At 56.6% G+C, this 16745-nt stretch carries 13 protein-coding genes; 4 read left to right on the forward strand and 9 right to left on the reverse strand.

Features of this window, described 5'->3' with window-relative positions; translation table 11 throughout:
* Positions 1 to 15: 15 nt before the first annotated feature.
* The 9 genes from B3729_RS16570 to B3729_RS16610 all read right to left on the reverse strand — a co-directional run bounded on the left by B3729_RS16570 (position 16) and on the right by B3729_RS16610 (position 11934).
* The gene (locus B3729_RS16570; RefSeq protein ID WP_010797248.1) at positions 16 to 1023 is read right to left on the reverse strand and encodes a peptide ABC transporter ATP-binding protein; all 1008 of its coding nucleotides are present in this window, start codon (positions 1021 to 1023) and stop codon (positions 16 to 18) included.
* On the reverse strand, positions 1010 to 2053 hold the full coding sequence (locus B3729_RS16575; RefSeq protein WP_286788418.1) for an ABC transporter ATP-binding protein: 1044 nt from the start codon (positions 2051 to 2053) through the stop codon (positions 1010 to 1012). Before B3729_RS16575 ends, B3729_RS16570 begins: the two co-directional genes overlap by 14 nt.
* 82 nt (positions 2054 to 2135) lie before the next feature.
* The gene (locus B3729_RS16580) at positions 2136 to 3053 is read right to left on the reverse strand and encodes an ABC transporter permease subunit (protein ID WP_010797250.1); all 918 of its coding nucleotides are present in this window, start codon (positions 3051 to 3053) and stop codon (positions 2136 to 2138) included.
* Positions 3054 to 3062: 9 nt separating this feature from the next.
* Positions 3063 to 4073, reverse strand: coding sequence for an ABC transporter permease subunit (locus B3729_RS16585; protein WP_010797251.1), 1011 nt, complete (start codon positions 4071 to 4073; stop codon positions 3063 to 3065).
* 57 nt (positions 4074 to 4130) lie between these two features.
* Entirely contained in the window at positions 4131 to 5723 is a 1593-nt protein-coding gene (locus B3729_RS16590; RefSeq protein WP_286788419.1) for an ABC transporter substrate-binding protein, read from the reverse strand.
* Between the two features lie 89 nt (positions 5724 to 5812).
* Positions 5813 to 7405 (reverse strand): ABC transporter substrate-binding protein, encoded by a 1593-nt coding sequence (locus B3729_RS16595; protein ID WP_286788420.1) that lies wholly within the window; start codon positions 7403 to 7405, stop codon positions 5813 to 5815.
* Between the two features lie 209 nt (positions 7406 to 7614).
* A complete protein-coding gene (locus tag B3729_RS16600) occupies positions 7615 to 9213 on the reverse strand; it encodes an ABC transporter substrate-binding protein (protein ID WP_125887132.1) in 1599 nt (532 codons plus the stop codon).
* 69 nt (positions 9214 to 9282) lie between these two features.
* Positions 9283 to 10884: an ABC transporter substrate-binding protein gene (locus tag B3729_RS16605; protein WP_010797255.1), complete on the reverse strand. Its 1602-nt coding sequence runs from the start codon at positions 10882 to 10884 to the stop codon at positions 9283 to 9285.
* 300 nt (positions 10885 to 11184) lie between these two features.
* Positions 11185 to 11934 carry an SIMPL domain-containing protein gene (locus B3729_RS16610; RefSeq protein WP_112297888.1) on the reverse strand — a complete coding sequence of 250 codons (750 nt, stop codon included), beginning with the start codon at positions 11932 to 11934 and terminating at the stop codon, positions 11185 to 11187.
* Between the two features lie 128 nt (positions 11935 to 12062).
* Here B3729_RS16610 and B3729_RS16615 point away from each other — a divergent pair, with 128 nt between their 5' ends.
* From B3729_RS16615 to B3729_RS16630, 4 genes are all read left to right on the forward strand, one after another.
* The gene (locus B3729_RS16615; RefSeq protein ID WP_074822681.1) at positions 12063 to 13322 is read left to right on the forward strand and encodes an ATP-binding protein; all 1260 of its coding nucleotides are present in this window, start codon (positions 12063 to 12065) and stop codon (positions 13320 to 13322) included.
* A 21-nt stretch (positions 13323 to 13343) separates the two neighbouring features.
* A complete protein-coding gene (locus tag B3729_RS16620) occupies positions 13344 to 13901 on the forward strand; it encodes a response regulator transcription factor (protein ID WP_010797258.1) in 558 nt (185 codons plus the stop codon).
* A gap of 145 nt (positions 13902 to 14046) precedes the next feature.
* A complete protein-coding gene (locus B3729_RS16625; protein WP_286788421.1) occupies positions 14047 to 15789 on the forward strand; it encodes an ABC transporter ATP-binding protein/permease in 1743 nt (580 codons plus the stop codon).
* A gap of 73 nt (positions 15790 to 15862) precedes the next feature.
* Positions 15863 to 16618 carry a FadR/GntR family transcriptional regulator gene (locus B3729_RS16630; protein ID WP_010797260.1) on the forward strand — a complete coding sequence of 252 codons (756 nt, stop codon included), beginning with the start codon at positions 15863 to 15865 and terminating at the stop codon, positions 16616 to 16618.
* Positions 16619 to 16745: the final 127 nt, after the last annotated feature.

Raw genomic sequence — 16745 nt, forward strand, 5'->3', positions numbered from 1 at the left:
TGGCGCTGTCCTGGATCAAAGAAAGTTTTCGGCGTAATGGCAGGCAACCTGACGGTTGTCTACATCACGAAGGGCAGGAACTTCTGTCTTGCAGCGCTCAGTTGCGTAGGGGCAACGGCGGTGGAACACGCAGCCAGGTGGCGGATCCAGTGGATTCGGCAGCTCGCCCTGGATCTTGATGCGTGGCTTGCTGGCGTCCGGTTGCAGGCTTGGCGTGGCTGAAAGCAGCATCTGAGTATAGGGATGCAAGGGCTTTTCAAAGAGTGCATCGCGAGGCCCCTTTTCTGCCGTACAGCCCAGATACATCACCATCACGTCATCGGCGATATGACGCACCACCGACAGGTTGTGTGAGATGAAGACGTATGCAGTATGAAATTCCTGCTGCAGGTCCATGAACAGGTTAAGCACTTGCGCCTGGATGGAAACGTCCAGTGCCGACGTCGGCTCGTCCGCTACCAACACCTTGGGGTTGAGCATCATCGCGCGGGCCACGGCAATCCGCTGACGCTGGCCGCCAGAGAACATGTGAGGATAGCGCTGGTAATGCTCAGGACGCAGGCCCACCTGCTGCATCATGGCCTGTACCTTGTCACGACGCTCGCTACGGGACAGGTTTGTATTGATAACCAGCGGCTCCGCCAGTTGGTCCCCGATCTTCTGCCGTGGATTGAGCGAGGCGTAAGGGTTCTGGAACACCATCTGCACATCGCGGCGCAACTGCTTGCGGACTTCAGCACTGGCACCACTGACCTCATGACCGCCAATGTTGAGCGAGCCGGAGGACGGCTCCTCGATCAGCGTCAAGGCACGGGCGAGAGTGGATTTGCCACAGCCCGACTCACCGACGACCGCCAGTGTCTTGCCGGGTACGAGGTCAAACGAGACACCATTCAGGGCGCGTACGGTTGCCTGGCCTTTGAACAGACCTCGGGAAACATGGTAGTGACGTGTCAACGCTCGGGCGGTGAGTACGCTATCCGCTGGTTTGGCAGCGTTGGTATTCAAATCAGGCGCGGCCATGGGCTTCTCCAGGTAGATGACTAGGACGCTGGGACTCCGGCAAAACTTCCGGCCACTGCGCAAGGTTCAGGTTGCGCGGGAAGAAGCAGCGGACCGAGCCGCTAACGCCCTCAAGGGTATAGGGCTCGAGGGCAGGGCGCTCCAGGCAACGTGGCTGTGCGTAAGGGCAGCGCGGCGACAGCAGGCAGCCCTTGGGTCGATCGTAACGGCCGGGAACGATACCAGGCAGCGTGGAGAGCCGTTCGCCAAGGCTATGCTCGGGGATGGCGGCCAGCAGCGCTTCCGTGTAGGGATGTTTGGGTGCCTGAAAGATATCCGGCACAACGCCGGTTTCCACGGCCTGGCCGGCGTACATCACGCAGACCCGCTGGGCCGTTTCAGCCACTACGGCAAGGTCATGGGTGATCAGGATCAGGGCCATGCCTTCATCACGCTGAAGGTTGAGCAGCAGGTCCATGATCTGCGCCTGAATGGTAACGTCCAGCGCTGTGGTTGGTTCGTCGGCAATCAGCAGCTTGGGTTCTGCCGCAATCGCCATGGCGATTGCCACGCGCTGGCTCATGCCGCCGGACAGCTGATGTGGGTAGGCGGAAAGGCGGCTCGCTGCGGCTGGAATCTCCACCCGCTCAAGCAGTTGAAGCGCCCGCTGGCGGGCCTCTCGGCCTCGCAGACCCAGGTGCTGGCGAATTACCTCTTCGATCTGATAACCCACCGTATAACTGGGGTTCAGGGCGGTCATCGGGTCCTGGAAGACCATGGACAGGTCCTTGCCGATCAGCTGACGCCGGGCACGACCCTTGAGCTGGAGCAGATCCTGGCCTGCAAAGCTCAGCCGATTGGCCGTAACCTTACCGGGCGCTTCGATTAGGCCCATTACAGACATCATGGTCACGGACTTGCCGGAGCCGGATTCACCTACAATGGCCAACACTTCGCCCTGGTCGATGGTCAGGTCGAGACCTTCGACGACCGGGATGGCATCTTCACCGCCAAAGCGGACATTCAGATTCTGGATTTCCAGGAGGCTCATGGCTGCTCCTTGATCAATAAGCAGGAATCGATCGGCAACGGGCTGCCGCGTCGAGACAACGAAAGAATGATTGGCAAGCGGGTCATGACTGCACCTTCAGGCGAGGGTCGAGGGCGTCACGCAGGCCATCACCCATCAGGTTAATAGCCAGTACGCTCAAAAGAATGGTCAGGCCGGGCAGGGTAACCACCCACCAGGCGCGCTCGATATAGTCACGGGCCGATGCCAGCATGGTGCCCCACTCAGGGGTGGGCGGCTGTACGCCGAGGCCAAGGAAGCCCAGGGCCGCCGCATCCAGAATGGCCGAGGAAAAGCTCAAGGTAGCCTGAACGATCAGAGGTGCCATGCAGTTAGGCAGTACGGTAACGAACATCAGGCGCAGGCGTCCAGCGCCTGCCAGTCGAGCGGCCGTTACATAGTCGCGGTTCACCTCACCCATGACAGCGGCTCGGGTCAGGCGCACGTAGGAGGGCAGCGAGACAATGGCAATGGCAATGACGGTGTTGGACAGGCCAGGGCCGAGAATTGCCACGATGGCTACCGCCAGCAGCAGCGATGGCAGGGCCAGCATGATATCCATCAGGCGCATGATGAAAGGGCCGGCTCGCGTGGGCGAAAAGCCTGCAATCAGCCCGAGCAGGATGCCAGGAATGAGTGAACAGATCACCGAGGCCAAACCAATCATCAGCGACAGCCGTGCGCCGTGAATCAGGCGGGACAACAGGTCGCGTCCCAGTTCATCGGTGCCCAGCAGGAACTGCGTCGTGCCGCCTTCCAGCCAGGAGGGAGGCGTCAGCAGGAATTCACGGAACTGCTCGCTGGGATCGTGGGGTGCAACCCAAGGGGCGAACAGGGCGCAGATCACGATGATAGTCATGAACAGCAGGCCGCCCAGGGCGCCCTTGTTGTGGGAAAACGCTTTCCAGAACTCCTTGTACGGAGACGGATATAGGACAACCTGATCTTCGACCTGAGCGCCTTGTGGCAAAGTACGTTCCATAGGGCCTCCTTAGCGCTGATGGCGGATACGGGGGTTGGCAAAGCCGTAGAGAATGTCCACGACAAAGTTCACCAGGATGACAAGGGTGGCGATCAGCAGGATGCCGTTCTGCACGACGGGATAGTCGCGACGGGAAATCGCATCGATCAGCCATTTGCCTACACCAGGCCAGGAAAAAATCGTTTCGGTCAGCACGGCGCCAGCGAGCAGGCTGCCCACCTGCAGGCCCAGTACGGTGAGAACCGGGATCAACGCGTTACGCAGTGCGTGGATGAATACGACACGGGCTGGCGACAGGCCTTTGGCACGAGCCGTACGTACGTAATCTTCTCGCAGCACTTCCAGCATGGCGGAGCGCGTCATCCGTGCGATAACTGCCAGGGGAATCGTGCCTAGCACAATAGAGGGCAGAATCAGGTGGTGGAGGGCGTCCATGAACGCGCCTTCTTCATCGGACAACAGGCTGTCGATCAGCATAAAGCCGGTTTTGGGCTCGATGTCGTAAAGCAGATCGATCCGGCCAGACACCGGGGTCCAGCCGAGCTGTACCGAAAAGAACATGATAAGGATAAGGCCCCACCAGAAGATCGGCATGGAAAAGCCCGTCAGGGAAATGCCCATCACACCGTGGTCAAACAGTGAACCGCGGCGAAGCGCTGCGATCACTCCGGCCAGAAGGCCCAGCACGGTAGCAAAGATCATGGCGCAGAGAGCCAGTTCCAGGGTGGCCGGAAAGAGGGTGGTGAACTCATGCCACACATTGTCACGGGTAATCAGCGACTCTCCCAGGTTGCCGTGGGCAAGGTTGCTGAGATAGTCGAAATATTGCTGGTAGAGCGGCTTGTCGAGCCCGAGTCGATGCAGTGCTTCGGCATGCATCTGCGGATCGACGCGGCGCTCGCCCATCATGACCTCTACCGGATCGCCAGGAATCAGGCGAATCAGGGAAAAAGTCAGTAGCGTGACACCGAAAAACGTCGGTATCAGCAAGCCCAGGCGGCGGGCAATAAAACTGAACATGGGGTTGAATACTCCTCATCGGAGGCAGGGAAGCGTGCCCTGCCTGTTTCCGTCTTTTTATTTTGCGTACGTTGTAGCGAAATTGTTGTTGGCCAAGGGACTCAGGTGATAGCCCTCGACGTTGCTGCGCATGACGTTGAACAGCTTGGGATAGGCCAGGGGGATCCAGGGCGCATCGTTGTGGAAGATCACTTGAGCCTGCTTGTAGAGCTCGGCTCGCTCATTTTCATCCTGGCTGGTACGAGCCTTGTCCAACAGGGCGTTAAACTCCTTGTTGCACCAGCGTGCACTGTTTTCGCCTGACTTTGCGGCATCACATGACAAGTTAGGCGTCAGGAAGTTATCCGGATCGCCGTTGTCACCTGCCCAGCCAAAGAAGAGCAGATCGTGCTCGCCTTGCTTGGCTCGGCGAATCAGCTCACCCCACTCCAGATTGCGGATGTCCAGTTGTACGCCGACCTTGGCCAGGTCGGCCTGAAGCATTTGAGCACCCAGCGCAGGGTTGGGGTTGGTCGGGCCGCCGCCTGAACGTGTAAACACGGTCAGCTTGAGGCCTTTCTCCATGCCGGCCTCTTTCAGCAGTTCCCGCGCCTTTTCAGGGTCGTAGGGCCAGTCCTGAATATCACGGTTATACCCTAGAAGGGTAGAGGGATACGGATTGACGGCAGGCACAGCGTTGCCTTCACCAAACAAGGCCTTGATGTAGGCGTTCTTGTCAAAGGCCAGATTCAGGGCCTGACGGATACGCACATCGTTCAGCGGTTTATGCTCGATGTTCATTGCAACATAGGCAATTAGCAGTGCTTCGCCTTCAGCAAGCTTAAGGTTCGGATCTTTGCGGATGGCTGGAATATCGTCCGGTTTAGGATAAACACCAACCTGACATTCACCGGCTCTCACGCGCTGCAGGCGTACATTGCTGTCGAGGGTGATGGCAAGGACCAGGCCATCAGCTGGAGGTTTGCCTTCGAAATACTCGGGGTTGGCCTTGAAACGTACCTGAGCATCCTTGGTATAGCGCGAGAAAATGAACGGACCGGTACCGACCGGCTTGAAGTTGAGCTGATCAAACTGTCCGGCTTTTTCCAGTTGAGCGGCATATTCAGCCGAATAGATCGATGCAAAGCCCATCGCCATGTCCCGCAGGAAAGGTGCTTCCGGACGATTGAGCACAAAGCGGATCGTGTAGTCGTCGACCTTATCGATCGACTTGATCAGGTTTTGCAGTCCCATGGCCTCAAAATAGGGGAAGCCATGCTGCGCCTTGTCGTGCCAGGTGTGCTTGGCATCGTATTGGCGCATGAAGCTCCACATCACGTCGTCGGCATTGAATTCACGTGTGGGCTTGAAGTAATCGGTTGTCTGAAACTTCACCCCTTTACGCAGGTGGAAGGTGTAGGTCATGCCGTCTTCGCTGACGTCCCAACGCTCTGCCAAACCAGGCTCGATGTCGGTAGTGCCGGGCTTGAAGTCTACGAGGCGGTCGAATAGCGTCTCAGCTGAGGCGTCAGCCGTCGTGGCTGCAGTGTACTGAGCGATGTCGAAGCCTTCGGGACTGGCCTCCGTACATACCACCAGAGGTTTGGCTTGAGCCAGAGTGGCGGCGCCAAGCAGACTCACGGCAAGCGCGATTCGTGTTAATGCATGCATAGGGATGCTCCTAGGTCTGTAACCGGTCTACGGCATAGAGCGAGCCTCGATCAGCCTGATCGGGCTCGTCTTCTTTTTGGGAAAAGCGCTTAATCCAGGCGCACAGTTGAAAAATCGTTTTTACCCAGAGGGCTCATGACAAAGCCGCTGACGTTGCTGCGTGTCACAACGTTCCTGACAGGCTGTGAGGTGGGAATCCAGGGAATTTCGTTGTGAAAGATCTCCTGGGCCTTGCGGTAAAGCTCAGCGCGCTTGTCCGGATCACTGGTACGGCGAGCCTGCTCTACCAGCGAGTCGAACTCGGCATTGCACCAGCGTGCACGGTTCTCGCCGTTTTTGGCTGCCGAGCAGGTGAGGTTGGGTGACAGGAAATTGTCCGGATCGGCATTGTCGCTGACCCAACTCATGCTGAGGATATCGTGTTCGCCCTGCTTGCCACGACGAACAAATTCACCCCATTCATACTGGCGAATATTGACCTTGATGCCGATCTTGGCCATGTCTCCCTGAAACAGCTGGGCGACTCGCAAGGTATTTCCCGAGGGGCCTGACCCGGTAGAGCTCATATAGGTCAGCTCCAGCCCGTTGGGGTAGCCTGCTTCGGCCAAGAGCTGCCTGGCCTTTTCCACGTCATACGGCCAGGGTTTGATATCGGTGTTATAGCCCAGCATGGCAGGGGGATAGGGACCCCAGACCGGCTTGGCTGCGCCTTCACCGTACAGGGCCTTGATCGTACCCTCCTGATCGGTTGCCATGGCAATGGCCTGACGGACGCGTACATCGCTGAGTGGCTTGTGCGTTACGTTCAGTGCATTGAAGCCTATGGTCAGCTCCTCGACGCTCAGCACTTTCAGATTGGGGTCTTTTTTTAACGCCGGAACATCTGACGGCTTGGGGTTCAGTGAAATCTGGCATTCGCCTCGCTTCAGACGCTGCAGGCGCACGCTGGAGTCCAGTGTGATAGCTTGTACCAGATCGACTGCTGACGTACCGTCCCAATAGTTGGAGTTGGCCTTGTAGCGCACCTGCGAGTCGCGGCTGTAGCGCTCGAAAACAAAAGGTCCCGTACCTACCGGTTTGAACCCCAGATCATCAGTTTTTCCGCTCTTGAGCAGCTGATCAGCATATTCAGCTGAGAGAATTGAGGTAAAACCCATGGCCAGATCAGCCAGGAAGGGCGATTCTTCATGTTGAAGAACAAAGCGCACCGTATGGTCGTCGACCTTTTCAATATGGTCGATGATCTTGCTCATCTCCATCGAGTCGGAGAAGGGGAAGCCTTTGCTGGCTAATTCGTGCCAGGGGTGCTTGGGATCGATCTGACGCTCGAAGCTCCAGATTACATCATCGGCCGTCAGCTCACGGGTAGGCTTGAAGTAGCTGGTGCTATGAAATTTAACACCCTTGCGCAGGTAAAACGTGTACTGGAGACCATCCGGGCTGATATCCCACCGCTCGGCCAGTGACGGCTGAAGCTCCGTCGTGCCGGGTTTGAACTCCACCAGCCGGTTATAAAGAGGCTCATCTGCCGCATCGGCTGTATAACGCGAGGAGTGAACCGCCGGATCGAATGTCTCCGGACTGGCCTCGGTACATGCCACCAACGTTTTGGCTTGTGCCTGTACAGCCGTTGCCAACGCAACCGCCAATAGACAGGTGTTCAGCCTGAATGCAGCTTTCATCTTTCGTTAGGCTCCATGGTGAGGCGGTAACAGCCGGGTTGCGACTATAACCGCTTGCAATCCCGTCGATGGGTATCGGCGGAAGGTGTCCTTGCCGGGGTCCGCTGGCATCGCTCGGGTAAAGCGTCGCACCAGAGGAAATACGGCAAACCGGCTGCCTGCGTGCTGATCGAGCACGTCGCCGGCGGCAAAACAGGACAGCCTGCCTCTCATCGGGCAAGGCTGACGCCATAGAACGCGCTAAGCCCGAAGGGGCTGATCTTGAAGTCCTGGACTTCTTTGCGCATGGGTTGATAAACGATGGAATGGGCGATCGGTGTAATCGGTACGGCGTCCTTCAGCACGTGCTGCGCCTGCTTGTACAAGCGAATACGCTCCTCTCGATCATTGCTGATCTTGGCCTGTTTGATCAGCTTGTCATAGGCCGGATCGCACCATTTGGAGTAGTTGCTGCCATTGACGGCATCGCAGCTGTATAAAACGCCCAGCCAGTTGTCCGGATCACCATTGTCTCCGGTCCAGCCGTAGATCATTACATCGTGTTCGCCCTGACGGGCACGCTTGATGTATTCGCCCCACTCATACGTGACGATGTTGGCCTTGATGCCGATCCTGGCCCAGTCCGCCTGTACCATCTGCGCAGACAGGCGGGCGTTGGGGTTGGATGCGCGAACGACCGGCATGGCCCACAGGTTGAGTTGTGTGCCTTGCTTGATACCGGCCTTCTTGAGGAGCGCCTTGGCCTTTTCCGGATCGTAGGGGGCATCCTTGATCGTGTCGTCATAGGACCACTGCGCCGGTGGCATGGGGTTGGTGGCGAGCTTTCCATTGCCCTGGTAGACGGCATCAATGATGGCCTTCTTGTTAATGGCCATGTCCAATGCCTGACGGACTTCGAGCTTGTCCAGCGGCGGATGCTGAACGTTGTAGGCGAAATAGCCCAGGTTGAAACCGGGTTGCTGAAGCACCTTCAGGTTGGGGTCTTTCCTGACCTCGGCAATATCTGCCGGACGTGGATAACCACTGATCTGGCACTCACCCGCCTTGAGTTTTTGCAGGCGAGTAGCGGCGTCCGTCGTAATGGCAAAGATCAGGTTGTCGAGTTTGACGTCCTCGGGCTTCCAGTAATCCTTGTTGCCCTTGTAACGAATGACCGCGTCCTTCTGGTAGCGACTGAATACAAAAGGTCCGGTACCAATCGGGTACTGGTTGATATCGGCTGCTTTGCCCTGCTTGAGCAAATGATCGGCATATTCGGCTGACTGGATGGAAGCAAAGCTCATGGCCAGGTCCGAGGCAAAGGCGGCATCGGTCTGATTCAGCGTAAAGACAACGGTGTAATCGTCTCGCTTTTCGATCTTGGCGATGTTCTTGTCCAGGCCCATGTCGCTGAAGTAGGGGAATTCACTCGGGTAGGCTTTACGGAACGGGTGCTCCTTATCGAGCATACGCTGAAACGTGAACACGACATCGTCGGCATTGAATTCACGTGTCGGCTTGAAGTAGTCGGTTGTATGAAACTTCACGCCCTTGCGCAGATGAAAGGTATAAACCTTGCCGTCTGGAGAAACCTCCCACTTTTCGGCCAGCCCCGGTGTCAGGGTAGTGCCGCCACGCTCGAATTGAACCAGTCGATTGAATACCGTCTCGGCAGACGCATCGAACTCGGTTCCGGAGGTGTACTGAGCAGGGTCGAAACCGGCCGGGCTGGCTTCGGAGCAATACACGAGATTGCTCGCCGCCTGGGCGAGCGGAGCGGCTGCAAGCAGGCTTGCAGTAAGAAAGGAGAGGGCGAAGGACGTACGCATGGATGAATTCCCGTCAGTCAAGTAAAGCGGAGCGTTCGGGGTTTTACCCTACGAACGCTCCGCCGCCAATCACTTGCTGACGCTTACGCCATAGAACTCGTTCAATCCAAAGGGACTGATCTTGAAGTCCTGGACTTCCTTGCGCATCGGCTGGAAAACTGTCGAGTGCGCGATCGGCGTAATCGGAACCTGTTGTTTCAGGATCTGCTGAGCCTGCATATACAGCTTGGTCCGCTCGTCCATATCGGTGGTGCGCTTGGCGGCCTTGATCAGCTTGTCGTACTCCGGCTGGCACCAGCGAGAGTAGTTGTTACCGCCGATGGCATCGCAGCCGTACAGGGTGCCCAGCCAGTTGTCCGGGTCACCATTGTCGCCGGACCAGCCAATCAGCAGAGTGTCATGTTCACCGGCCTTGGCGCGCTTGTTGTACTCGCCCCACTCATAGCTGACGATCTTGGCCTTGATGCCCACCTTGGCCCAGTCCTGCTGGATCATTTCGGCCATCTGACGTGCATTCGGGTTGTAGGGACGCTGAACAGGCATGGCCCAGAGAGTGATTTCCGTTCCTTCCTTCACGCCAGCCTGCTTGAGGAGCGCCTTGGCTTTTTCCGGGTCGAAGGGTGCATCCTTGAGGCTGTTGTCATAGGACCACTGGGTTGGCGGCATACCGTTGACCGCCATCTGGCCAGCGCCCTGGTAGATCGCGTCGATGATGGCCTTCTTGTTGATAGCCATGTCCAGCGCCTGGCGGACTTCGAGCTTGTCCAGTGGTGGATGCTGAACGTTGTACGCCAGATAACCATCGTTGAAGCCGGGCTGTGAAGGCACCTTCAGGTTGGGATCGTTCTTGAGCCCTTCTAGGTCGGCCGGGCGTGGGTAAACGGTAATCTGGCATTCGCCGGCCTTGAGCTTTTGCATGCGGACCGAGGCGTCGGAACTGATCGAGAAGATCAGGTTGTCCACCTTGGCACCTTCTTCCGGATCCCAATAATCCTTGTTGGCCTTAAAACGAATGACCGCATCTTTCTGGTAGCGGCTGAAGACAAATGGGCCTGTTCCGACAGGCTTCTGGTTGATGTCACTGGGCCGACCGGACTTGAGGAGCTGGTTGGCGTACTCCGAAGACTGGATCACAGCGAATGGCATGGCCAGGTTCTGAATGAACGCCGCGTCGACCTCTTTCAGGGTCATGCGTACCGTGTAGTCGTCCACCTTTTCAAGTTTGGTGATGTTTTCATCGAGGCCCATGTCAGTGAAATAGGGGAACTCGGTGGGGTAGGCCTTACGGAACGCACTGTTCTTGTCCAGCATGCGCTCGAAAGTGAATACCACATCGTCTGCGTTGAATTCGCGGGTCGGCTTGAAGTATTCCGTAGTATGGAATTTCACGCCCTTGCGCAAATGAAAGGTGTAGGTCCTGCCGTCTTCGCTGACATCCCAGCTGCTTGCAAGCCCGGGCTGCACTTTGGTGCCGCCGCGTTCGAACTCGCTCAGGCCATTGAACATGGTTTCAGCAGAGGCATCGAAGTCCGTTCCGGTGGTGTACTGCGCAGGGTCGAAGCCTGCCGGGCTGCCCTCAGAGCAGAAAACCAGGTTACTGGCTGCCTGAGCAAATGGGGTTCCGGCCAATAAACCAGCCGCAATGAGAGATGAAAGTAACTTCTTATGCATGCAGACCTCGGTTGGCTGATGTCGACTCAGGCGATGGATACGTCTGGGTCATACAGAAACAGTTGAGACTTTTTGGGTCATTGGGCGGACGCTATGCAGGAGATATGCCTGTAATAGGATGACTGACGAGTCAGTGGCAGGTTGTGGAGTAACGCTGAATGTTTGTGTCGCAAAAATATAAAAACAGGCGAGCTAGAGCGGAAAAATGAAACTGTTCCTACGGTAACAGCACCAAATTGTGTTACCGCAGGTGTGTTTTGCACCAAATTGAAGCGATGCAAGCGGGGTCTTTGCTTTAGTTTAGGGCGTCTGCACTTCAATGACACCATCGGCCGTGATAGACACTGCGCTAGTACCTGCTTCGATATCCTGGCTGGGTGCGCTTTCAGCGTAAGCCATGGTCTTCATTCTCATCATGGGCATAGGGCCGGTAGCGTTGTTGGTTATCAGGTTGAGATTCACAAGCTTGTAACCGGAACCGCCCAGGGCATCGGTTGCTAGTTGAGCACGTGCCTTGAAGGCGTTGACGGCCTCCTTGAGGAGGGCATCTTCACTTTTCTTGCGCGTCTCGTCAGCAACAGTAAAGGTCATGCCGCCCATTTTGAGGGTGCCCAACAGGTCGGCTGTCAGGCGGGAAAGGCTGGCAAAGTCACTGCTCTGCAAGTGAAGCTCACCACGCTCGCGCCAGGCGGTAATGGTCTGGCGTTTATCGTCATACAGCGGAAAACTGTTGCGCCCTCCCTGACTGATCTCGACGCCATTGACCTTGCGCGCAGCCTCGACCCCTTCGTTGAGCGCCTTGGTGATGTCCGCCGCCAGTTTGGCAGGGTCATTACCTTGCTGTTCGGTATAAAGCGTTACCTGCATGCGGTCTCGCGGAACATCCTGGCTGACTTCGGCGCGCAGGCTGATCTGGTTGTAACGAGGCTCCTCGGCCTGTGCTGCATGGGAAACACTGATCAGTGCACCCGCTGCCATGATCGATGCCATCCCTCTGGACAAATGTTTAGTCAAGGCAGGTGAGGTGGCGAGACGGGAAAAGACAGGCATCATGGACTCCTTTCGTTCATTAACAGTGACTTCCGTTCTATCCTATGGGTTTGTGCGGCGCTATGTCGCGCCTTGCGGACAGAAATGGGCCAGAGCCACCGTTATACTCGCCGCCCCTGGATAAATACATGTTTGAATCTCCCGTGCAGTGGCTATCCGCTAGTCGTCAAAACCTGGGTCGTCTTGTCCTTATTCGCGTACTGGTGCTGGCCGCACAAGCCGGTTCGGTAGGGGCTGCCTGGCTCTCCGATATCGTCGAGCTGCCATGGCTGGCCATCAGCGCCACATTGGGTCTGTCCGCATTACTCTGCGGCATCACCGCGCTGCGCCTGAGTCGAGACTGGCCTGTAACCGAGCAGGAGTATGCGGCGCATCTCGCCTTCGACCTGCTTATCCACAGCGTGCTGCTTTACTATGCCGGAGGGGCAACTAATCCCTTCGTGTCTTATTACCTGGTGCCGCTGACCATTGCGGCAGCAACGCTGCCATGGCTCTACACGTTGCTGCTGGCGGGGCTTGCCTTGGTCAGCTTCACGTTCATGCTGATCTGGTTCCGGCCACTGCAGCTTCTGATCAACCCAGGTGGCGAAATTCTGAGTTATGGCATGTGGCTGAGCTTTGCGCTATCGGCGGCACTGATCACCTTTTTTGTCGCCAAAATGGCTGAAGCGCTCCGCCACCAAGAGCTGCTGCAGGCCCAGCGCCGTGAGCAGGGGATGCGCGATCAGCAACTACTGGCGGTGGCCACGCAGGCCGCTGGCGCTGCCCATGAGCTGGGTACGCCATTGTCGACCATGAGCGTACTGCTCAAGGAGCTGCGCCAGGAGTACACCGATAAGGCTGAGCTACAGGAAGACCTGTCGCTTCTGCAAGATCAGGTTCAGCTCTGTAAGGAAACCCTGCAGCAACTGGTGCGCGCCGCTGAAGCGGATCGCCGTCAGACCATTCATGAGCAAACGGCACTGGAGTGGCTGGAAGCCGTACTGAGCCGCTGGCATCTGATGAGGCCCGAGGTCAGTTACCGCTTTGAATGTCCAAGCGTAGGCGCAGCGCCTCGTTTGATTCCACCCACGGATCTGACTCAGGCGCTTCTTAACCTGCTGAACAATGCTGCCGATGCCTGTCCGGATAATCTGCTGGTAACCCTGTCGTGGAATGCCGCGGAAATATGCCTGTCCATCAGAGACCGTGGCCCGGGTGTACCGCTGGCCATTGCCGAACAGATCGGTAAACCGTTCTTTACGACCAAGGGTAAAGGCTTTGGTCTAGGGTTATTCTTGAGTCAGGCGAGTGTGACCCGTGTCGGTGGTACAGTGAAGCTGTATAACCATGAAGAAGGCGGCACGCTGACCGAGCTGCGTCTGCCACGTCAGTATCCATTGGTCTGAACTGCTGTCGCGAGGATTACAATGAGCGAAAACATTCAACATGACGATGAGCAGCCCCATCTGCTGCTGGTCGACGACGATGCCACTTTTACCCGCGTCCTGGCACGGGCCATGGATCGTCGCGGGCTGCGCGTATCGGTCGCGGGCTCGGCAGAAGAGGGCTACGAGCTGGCCAAGCAGGATCTACCGGATTACGCCGTGCTGGATCTCAAAATGGAAGGCGATTCCGGTCTTGTCCTGTTGCCCAAGCTGCTTGAGCTGCATCCCGACATGCGCGTCGTGATTCTTACCGGTTATTCCAGCATTGCCACGGCGGTCGAAGCGATCAAGCGTGGTGCTACGAATTATCTGTGCAAGCCTGCCGACGCAGATGATGTGTTGACCGCGCTACTTTCCCAGCATGCCGATGTGGACAGTCTGGTGCCGGAAAACCCGATGTCGGTTGATCGGTTGCAGTGGGAGCATATTCAGCGAGTCTTGAACGAGCACGACGGCAATATTTCGGCAACGGCACGTGCACTTGGAATGCACCGTCGTACCTTGCAGCGCAAGTTGCAGAAGCGTCCGGTTCGCCGTTAATCAGCTGATCCCCTTCCGGCTGGAAGGGGATTGATAAAAATTGAACAGAAATCTTTTGTTACGTTTGTCGTGACAGAAACCATTCAGCTTGGCTGCCCTATGATGGCCTTTGGTTACGTTATTACGTGCTTGCCGAGCTGGAGCGATGAGAGAAAAAGAGACTCCCGTACCGCCTGTGTATGGTTCGACCAAGGGCCATTTCCTGTCCCGCGTTTGGGCATTGACGATACCCTATTGGCGCAGTGAAGAAAGAAAGAAAGCCTGGCTGTTGCTGGTTGCTGTGATAGCTCTTTCGCTGGCGGGTGTCGGCTTGTCAGTGGTATTCAATACCTGGAACCGGTACTTCTACGATGCCCTGCAAAATCATGATCTGAAGTCCTTTACGCGTCTTATTTTGTATTTTTGCGGCTTGGCGGCCCTGTTCATTCTGCTGGCCGTATACCGGCTTTACCTGACCCAGATGCTTACCATCCGGTGGCGACGCTGGCTGACCGAGCAGTATTTCTCGCTATGGCTTAGGCACCGCAACTATTACCACTTGGAGCAGAAGGGGGGCGCGGACAACCCGGACCAGCGTATTGCCGAAGATCTGAACAGCTTTACGGACATGACGCTCTCCCTGGGGTTGGGATTCATCCGCACCATCGTCAGCCTGATTTCCTTTTCTGTCATCCTGATCACTATGTCGGGCAGTATCGAGCTGTTTGGCATCACCATTCCTCATTACATGTTCTGGGCTGCAGTACTGTATGCCGCCATCGGCACCGTTCTGACGCATTACATTGGTCGACGGTTGATTGGCCTTAGCAATCAGCAGCAGCGCTATGAGGCGGATCTGCGTTTTGGGTTGATCCGTGTCCGGGAGAATGCCGAGAGCATTGCACTCTATAACGGGGAGCAGAACGAGCAGCAACGGCTCCAGGAACGATTCGGACACGTCTGGGGCAACTTTTGGATGCTGATGCGCTATCAGAAGCGTCTGACCTTCTTTACCTCCGGTTACTCCCAGATTGCCGTCATCATTGGCGCCGTACTTTCGGCACCGCGCTATTTCAGTGGCAAGATCCAGCTTGGCGACATGATGCAGATCAGCGACTCGTTCAGTAACGTTCAAGGCAGCTTGAGCTGGTTCATTGACGCATACCTGCAATTGGCGAACTGGCGTGCTGTAACTGATCGTATCCTGAGTTTTCGCGACACCATGCACAGGCATGAGGCTCAGGCTTCGGCCATTACGCTGGAGCGCGGCGAGGATGCATTGGTATTCGACAGGCTCCAGGTTTCGCTGGCCAACCAGACGCACTCACTGATCGACCCTATCAGCGGCCGCATTGATTCAGGCGAACATGTGCTTATCAGCGGTCCCTCAGGGAGTGGCAAAAGCACCCTGCTACGGGTTATTGCAGGGCTGTGGCCCTATGGTAGCGGGACAGTAAGTCTTCCGATTGGTCGATGCCTATTTCTGCCGCAACGACCTTATCTGCCTATTGGAACATTAAGGGCTGCGTTGAATTATCCTGGGGAAGTTCAGCATGCGCCAGAGCGCCTCGAGAGCGTGCTAAGGCAATGCCGTCTGGCGCATCTGGTTTCTGTCGTGGACGAAGCTAACCATTGGGAACGGCGCCTCTCTCCTGGAGAGCAACAGCGCCTGGCCATTGCTCGGGCTATCCTGTACCAACCGCACTGGCTGTTTCTGGATGAAGCGACTTCTGCCTTGGATGAGCGTGATCAAACGGCCATGTACACCTTGTTACGAGAGCGCTTACCCGATACGACGCTGGTGAGTGTAGGGCATCGAAGCAGTCTGCAACGCTTCCATCAGCGGATCTTGCGCCTGGAGGAGGGCATCCTCAAGGACGTTACTGTCTATGAAAGTGCCCAACTTTAGATTAATAGGGTCATCCTACAACGCGGTTACGCTATTATGGTTCATATTTCCAAGACGCCCTGAATGAACCCTTATGCAAAACAGTAACGTGACTCCTCGCCCACGTAAAAAGTCTCGCAGTCTGGCCGAAAACGTTGTCGAGGTCATGAAGGCTCGTATTCGTGACGGCGACCTGAAACCCGGCGACAAGCTGCCGACCGAGTCGGCCATCATGCAGGAGCAGGGCGTCAGCCGAACGGTGGTCCGTGAAGCGATCTCGCGCCTGCAGGCTGCAGGGCATGTCGAAACGCGCCACGGGATCGGTACGTTTGTGCTGGAGCGGCCTGCCGAAGGGCCACTGTTCATCGATCCGGCTACCATCACAACCTTGCGTGATGTGTTGGCAATGCTTGAGTTGCGAATCAGTCTGGAAGTTGAAGCTGCCGGTCTGGCGGCGCAGCGCCGAAATGACGAGCAGCTTCAGGAGATGCGTCGTCTGCTGGATCAAATGAAGGCGCGCACCGAGCAGCCTGCCGAGGCTGTCAGTTTCGATCTGCAGTTTCATTTGCAGATCGCCATGTCCACGGGCAATCGCTATTTCAGCGACATCATGACCTACCTCAGTAGCGTTCTGATCCCCCGCACCCGTCTCAACTCGGCTTATCTGGCTCACGATGATCAGCAGCGCTATCAGCTGCGCCTGGATGGCGAGCATGAAGACATCTACAACGCTATCGCTCGGCAGGACACTGATGCGGCACGTGCAGCGATGCGCCTGCATCTAACCAACAGTCGCGAGCGACTACGTCGAGCCAATGAAGAGGTAGGAACAGGCCAGAATTCACGCTGATTAAAAAATCTGTGTAAGAGGAGTTGTACCCTGGAATCTATAGTTGTACGATGACTGACAACGGGCGATATCCCGTCTCATCAACTTCTGTATGCCGTCAGGCCAGGGTGCAACAAAAATGACTCCA

Source organism: Pseudomonas sp. UBA3149 (assembly GCF_002364655.1).
Classification (GTDB): Bacteria; Pseudomonadota; Gammaproteobacteria; order Pseudomonadales; family Pseudomonadaceae; genus Chryseomonas; species Chryseomonas luteola.

Bases quoted from the DNA above. Each gene is read 5' to 3' on its own strand.
- B3729_RS16570 (WP_010797248.1), bottom strand. From the start codon at position 1,023: ATGGCCGCGCCTGATTTGAATACCAACGCTGCCAAACCAGCGGATAGC.
- B3729_RS16575 (WP_286788418.1), bottom strand. From the start codon at position 2,053: ATGAGCCTCCTGGAAATCCAGAATCTGAATGTCCGCTTTGGCGGTGAA.
- B3729_RS16580 (WP_010797250.1), bottom strand. From the start codon at position 3,053: ATGGAACGTACTTTGCCACAAGGCGCTCAGGTCGAAGATCAGGTTGTC.
- B3729_RS16585 (WP_010797251.1), bottom strand. From the start codon at position 4,073: ATGTTCAGTTTTATTGCCCGCCGCCTGGGCTTGCTGATACCGACGTTT.
- B3729_RS16590 (WP_286788419.1), bottom strand. From the start codon at position 5,723: ATGCATGCATTAACACGAATCGCGCTTGCCGTGAGTCTGCTTGGCGCC.
- B3729_RS16595 (WP_286788420.1), bottom strand. From the start codon at position 7,405: ATGAAAGCTGCATTCAGGCTGAACACCTGTCTATTGGCGGTTGCGTTG.
- B3729_RS16600 (WP_125887132.1), bottom strand. From the start codon at position 9,213: ATGCGTACGTCCTTCGCCCTCTCCTTTCTTACTGCAAGCCTGCTTGCA.
- B3729_RS16605 (WP_010797255.1), bottom strand. From the start codon at position 10,884: ATGCATAAGAAGTTACTTTCATCTCTCATTGCGGCTGGTTTATTGGCC.
- B3729_RS16610 (WP_112297888.1), bottom strand. From the start codon at position 11,934: ATGCCTGTCTTTTCCCGTCTCGCCACCTCACCTGCCTTGACTAAACAT.
- B3729_RS16615 (WP_074822681.1), top strand. From the start codon at position 12,063: ATGTTTGAATCTCCCGTGCAGTGGCTATCCGCTAGTCGTCAAAACCTG.
- B3729_RS16620 (WP_010797258.1), top strand. From the start codon at position 13,344: ATGAGCGAAAACATTCAACATGACGATGAGCAGCCCCATCTGCTGCTG.
- B3729_RS16625 (WP_286788421.1), top strand. From the start codon at position 14,047: ATGAGAGAAAAAGAGACTCCCGTACCGCCTGTGTATGGTTCGACCAAG.
- B3729_RS16630 (WP_010797260.1), top strand. From the start codon at position 15,863: ATGCAAAACAGTAACGTGACTCCTCGCCCACGTAAAAAGTCTCGCAGT.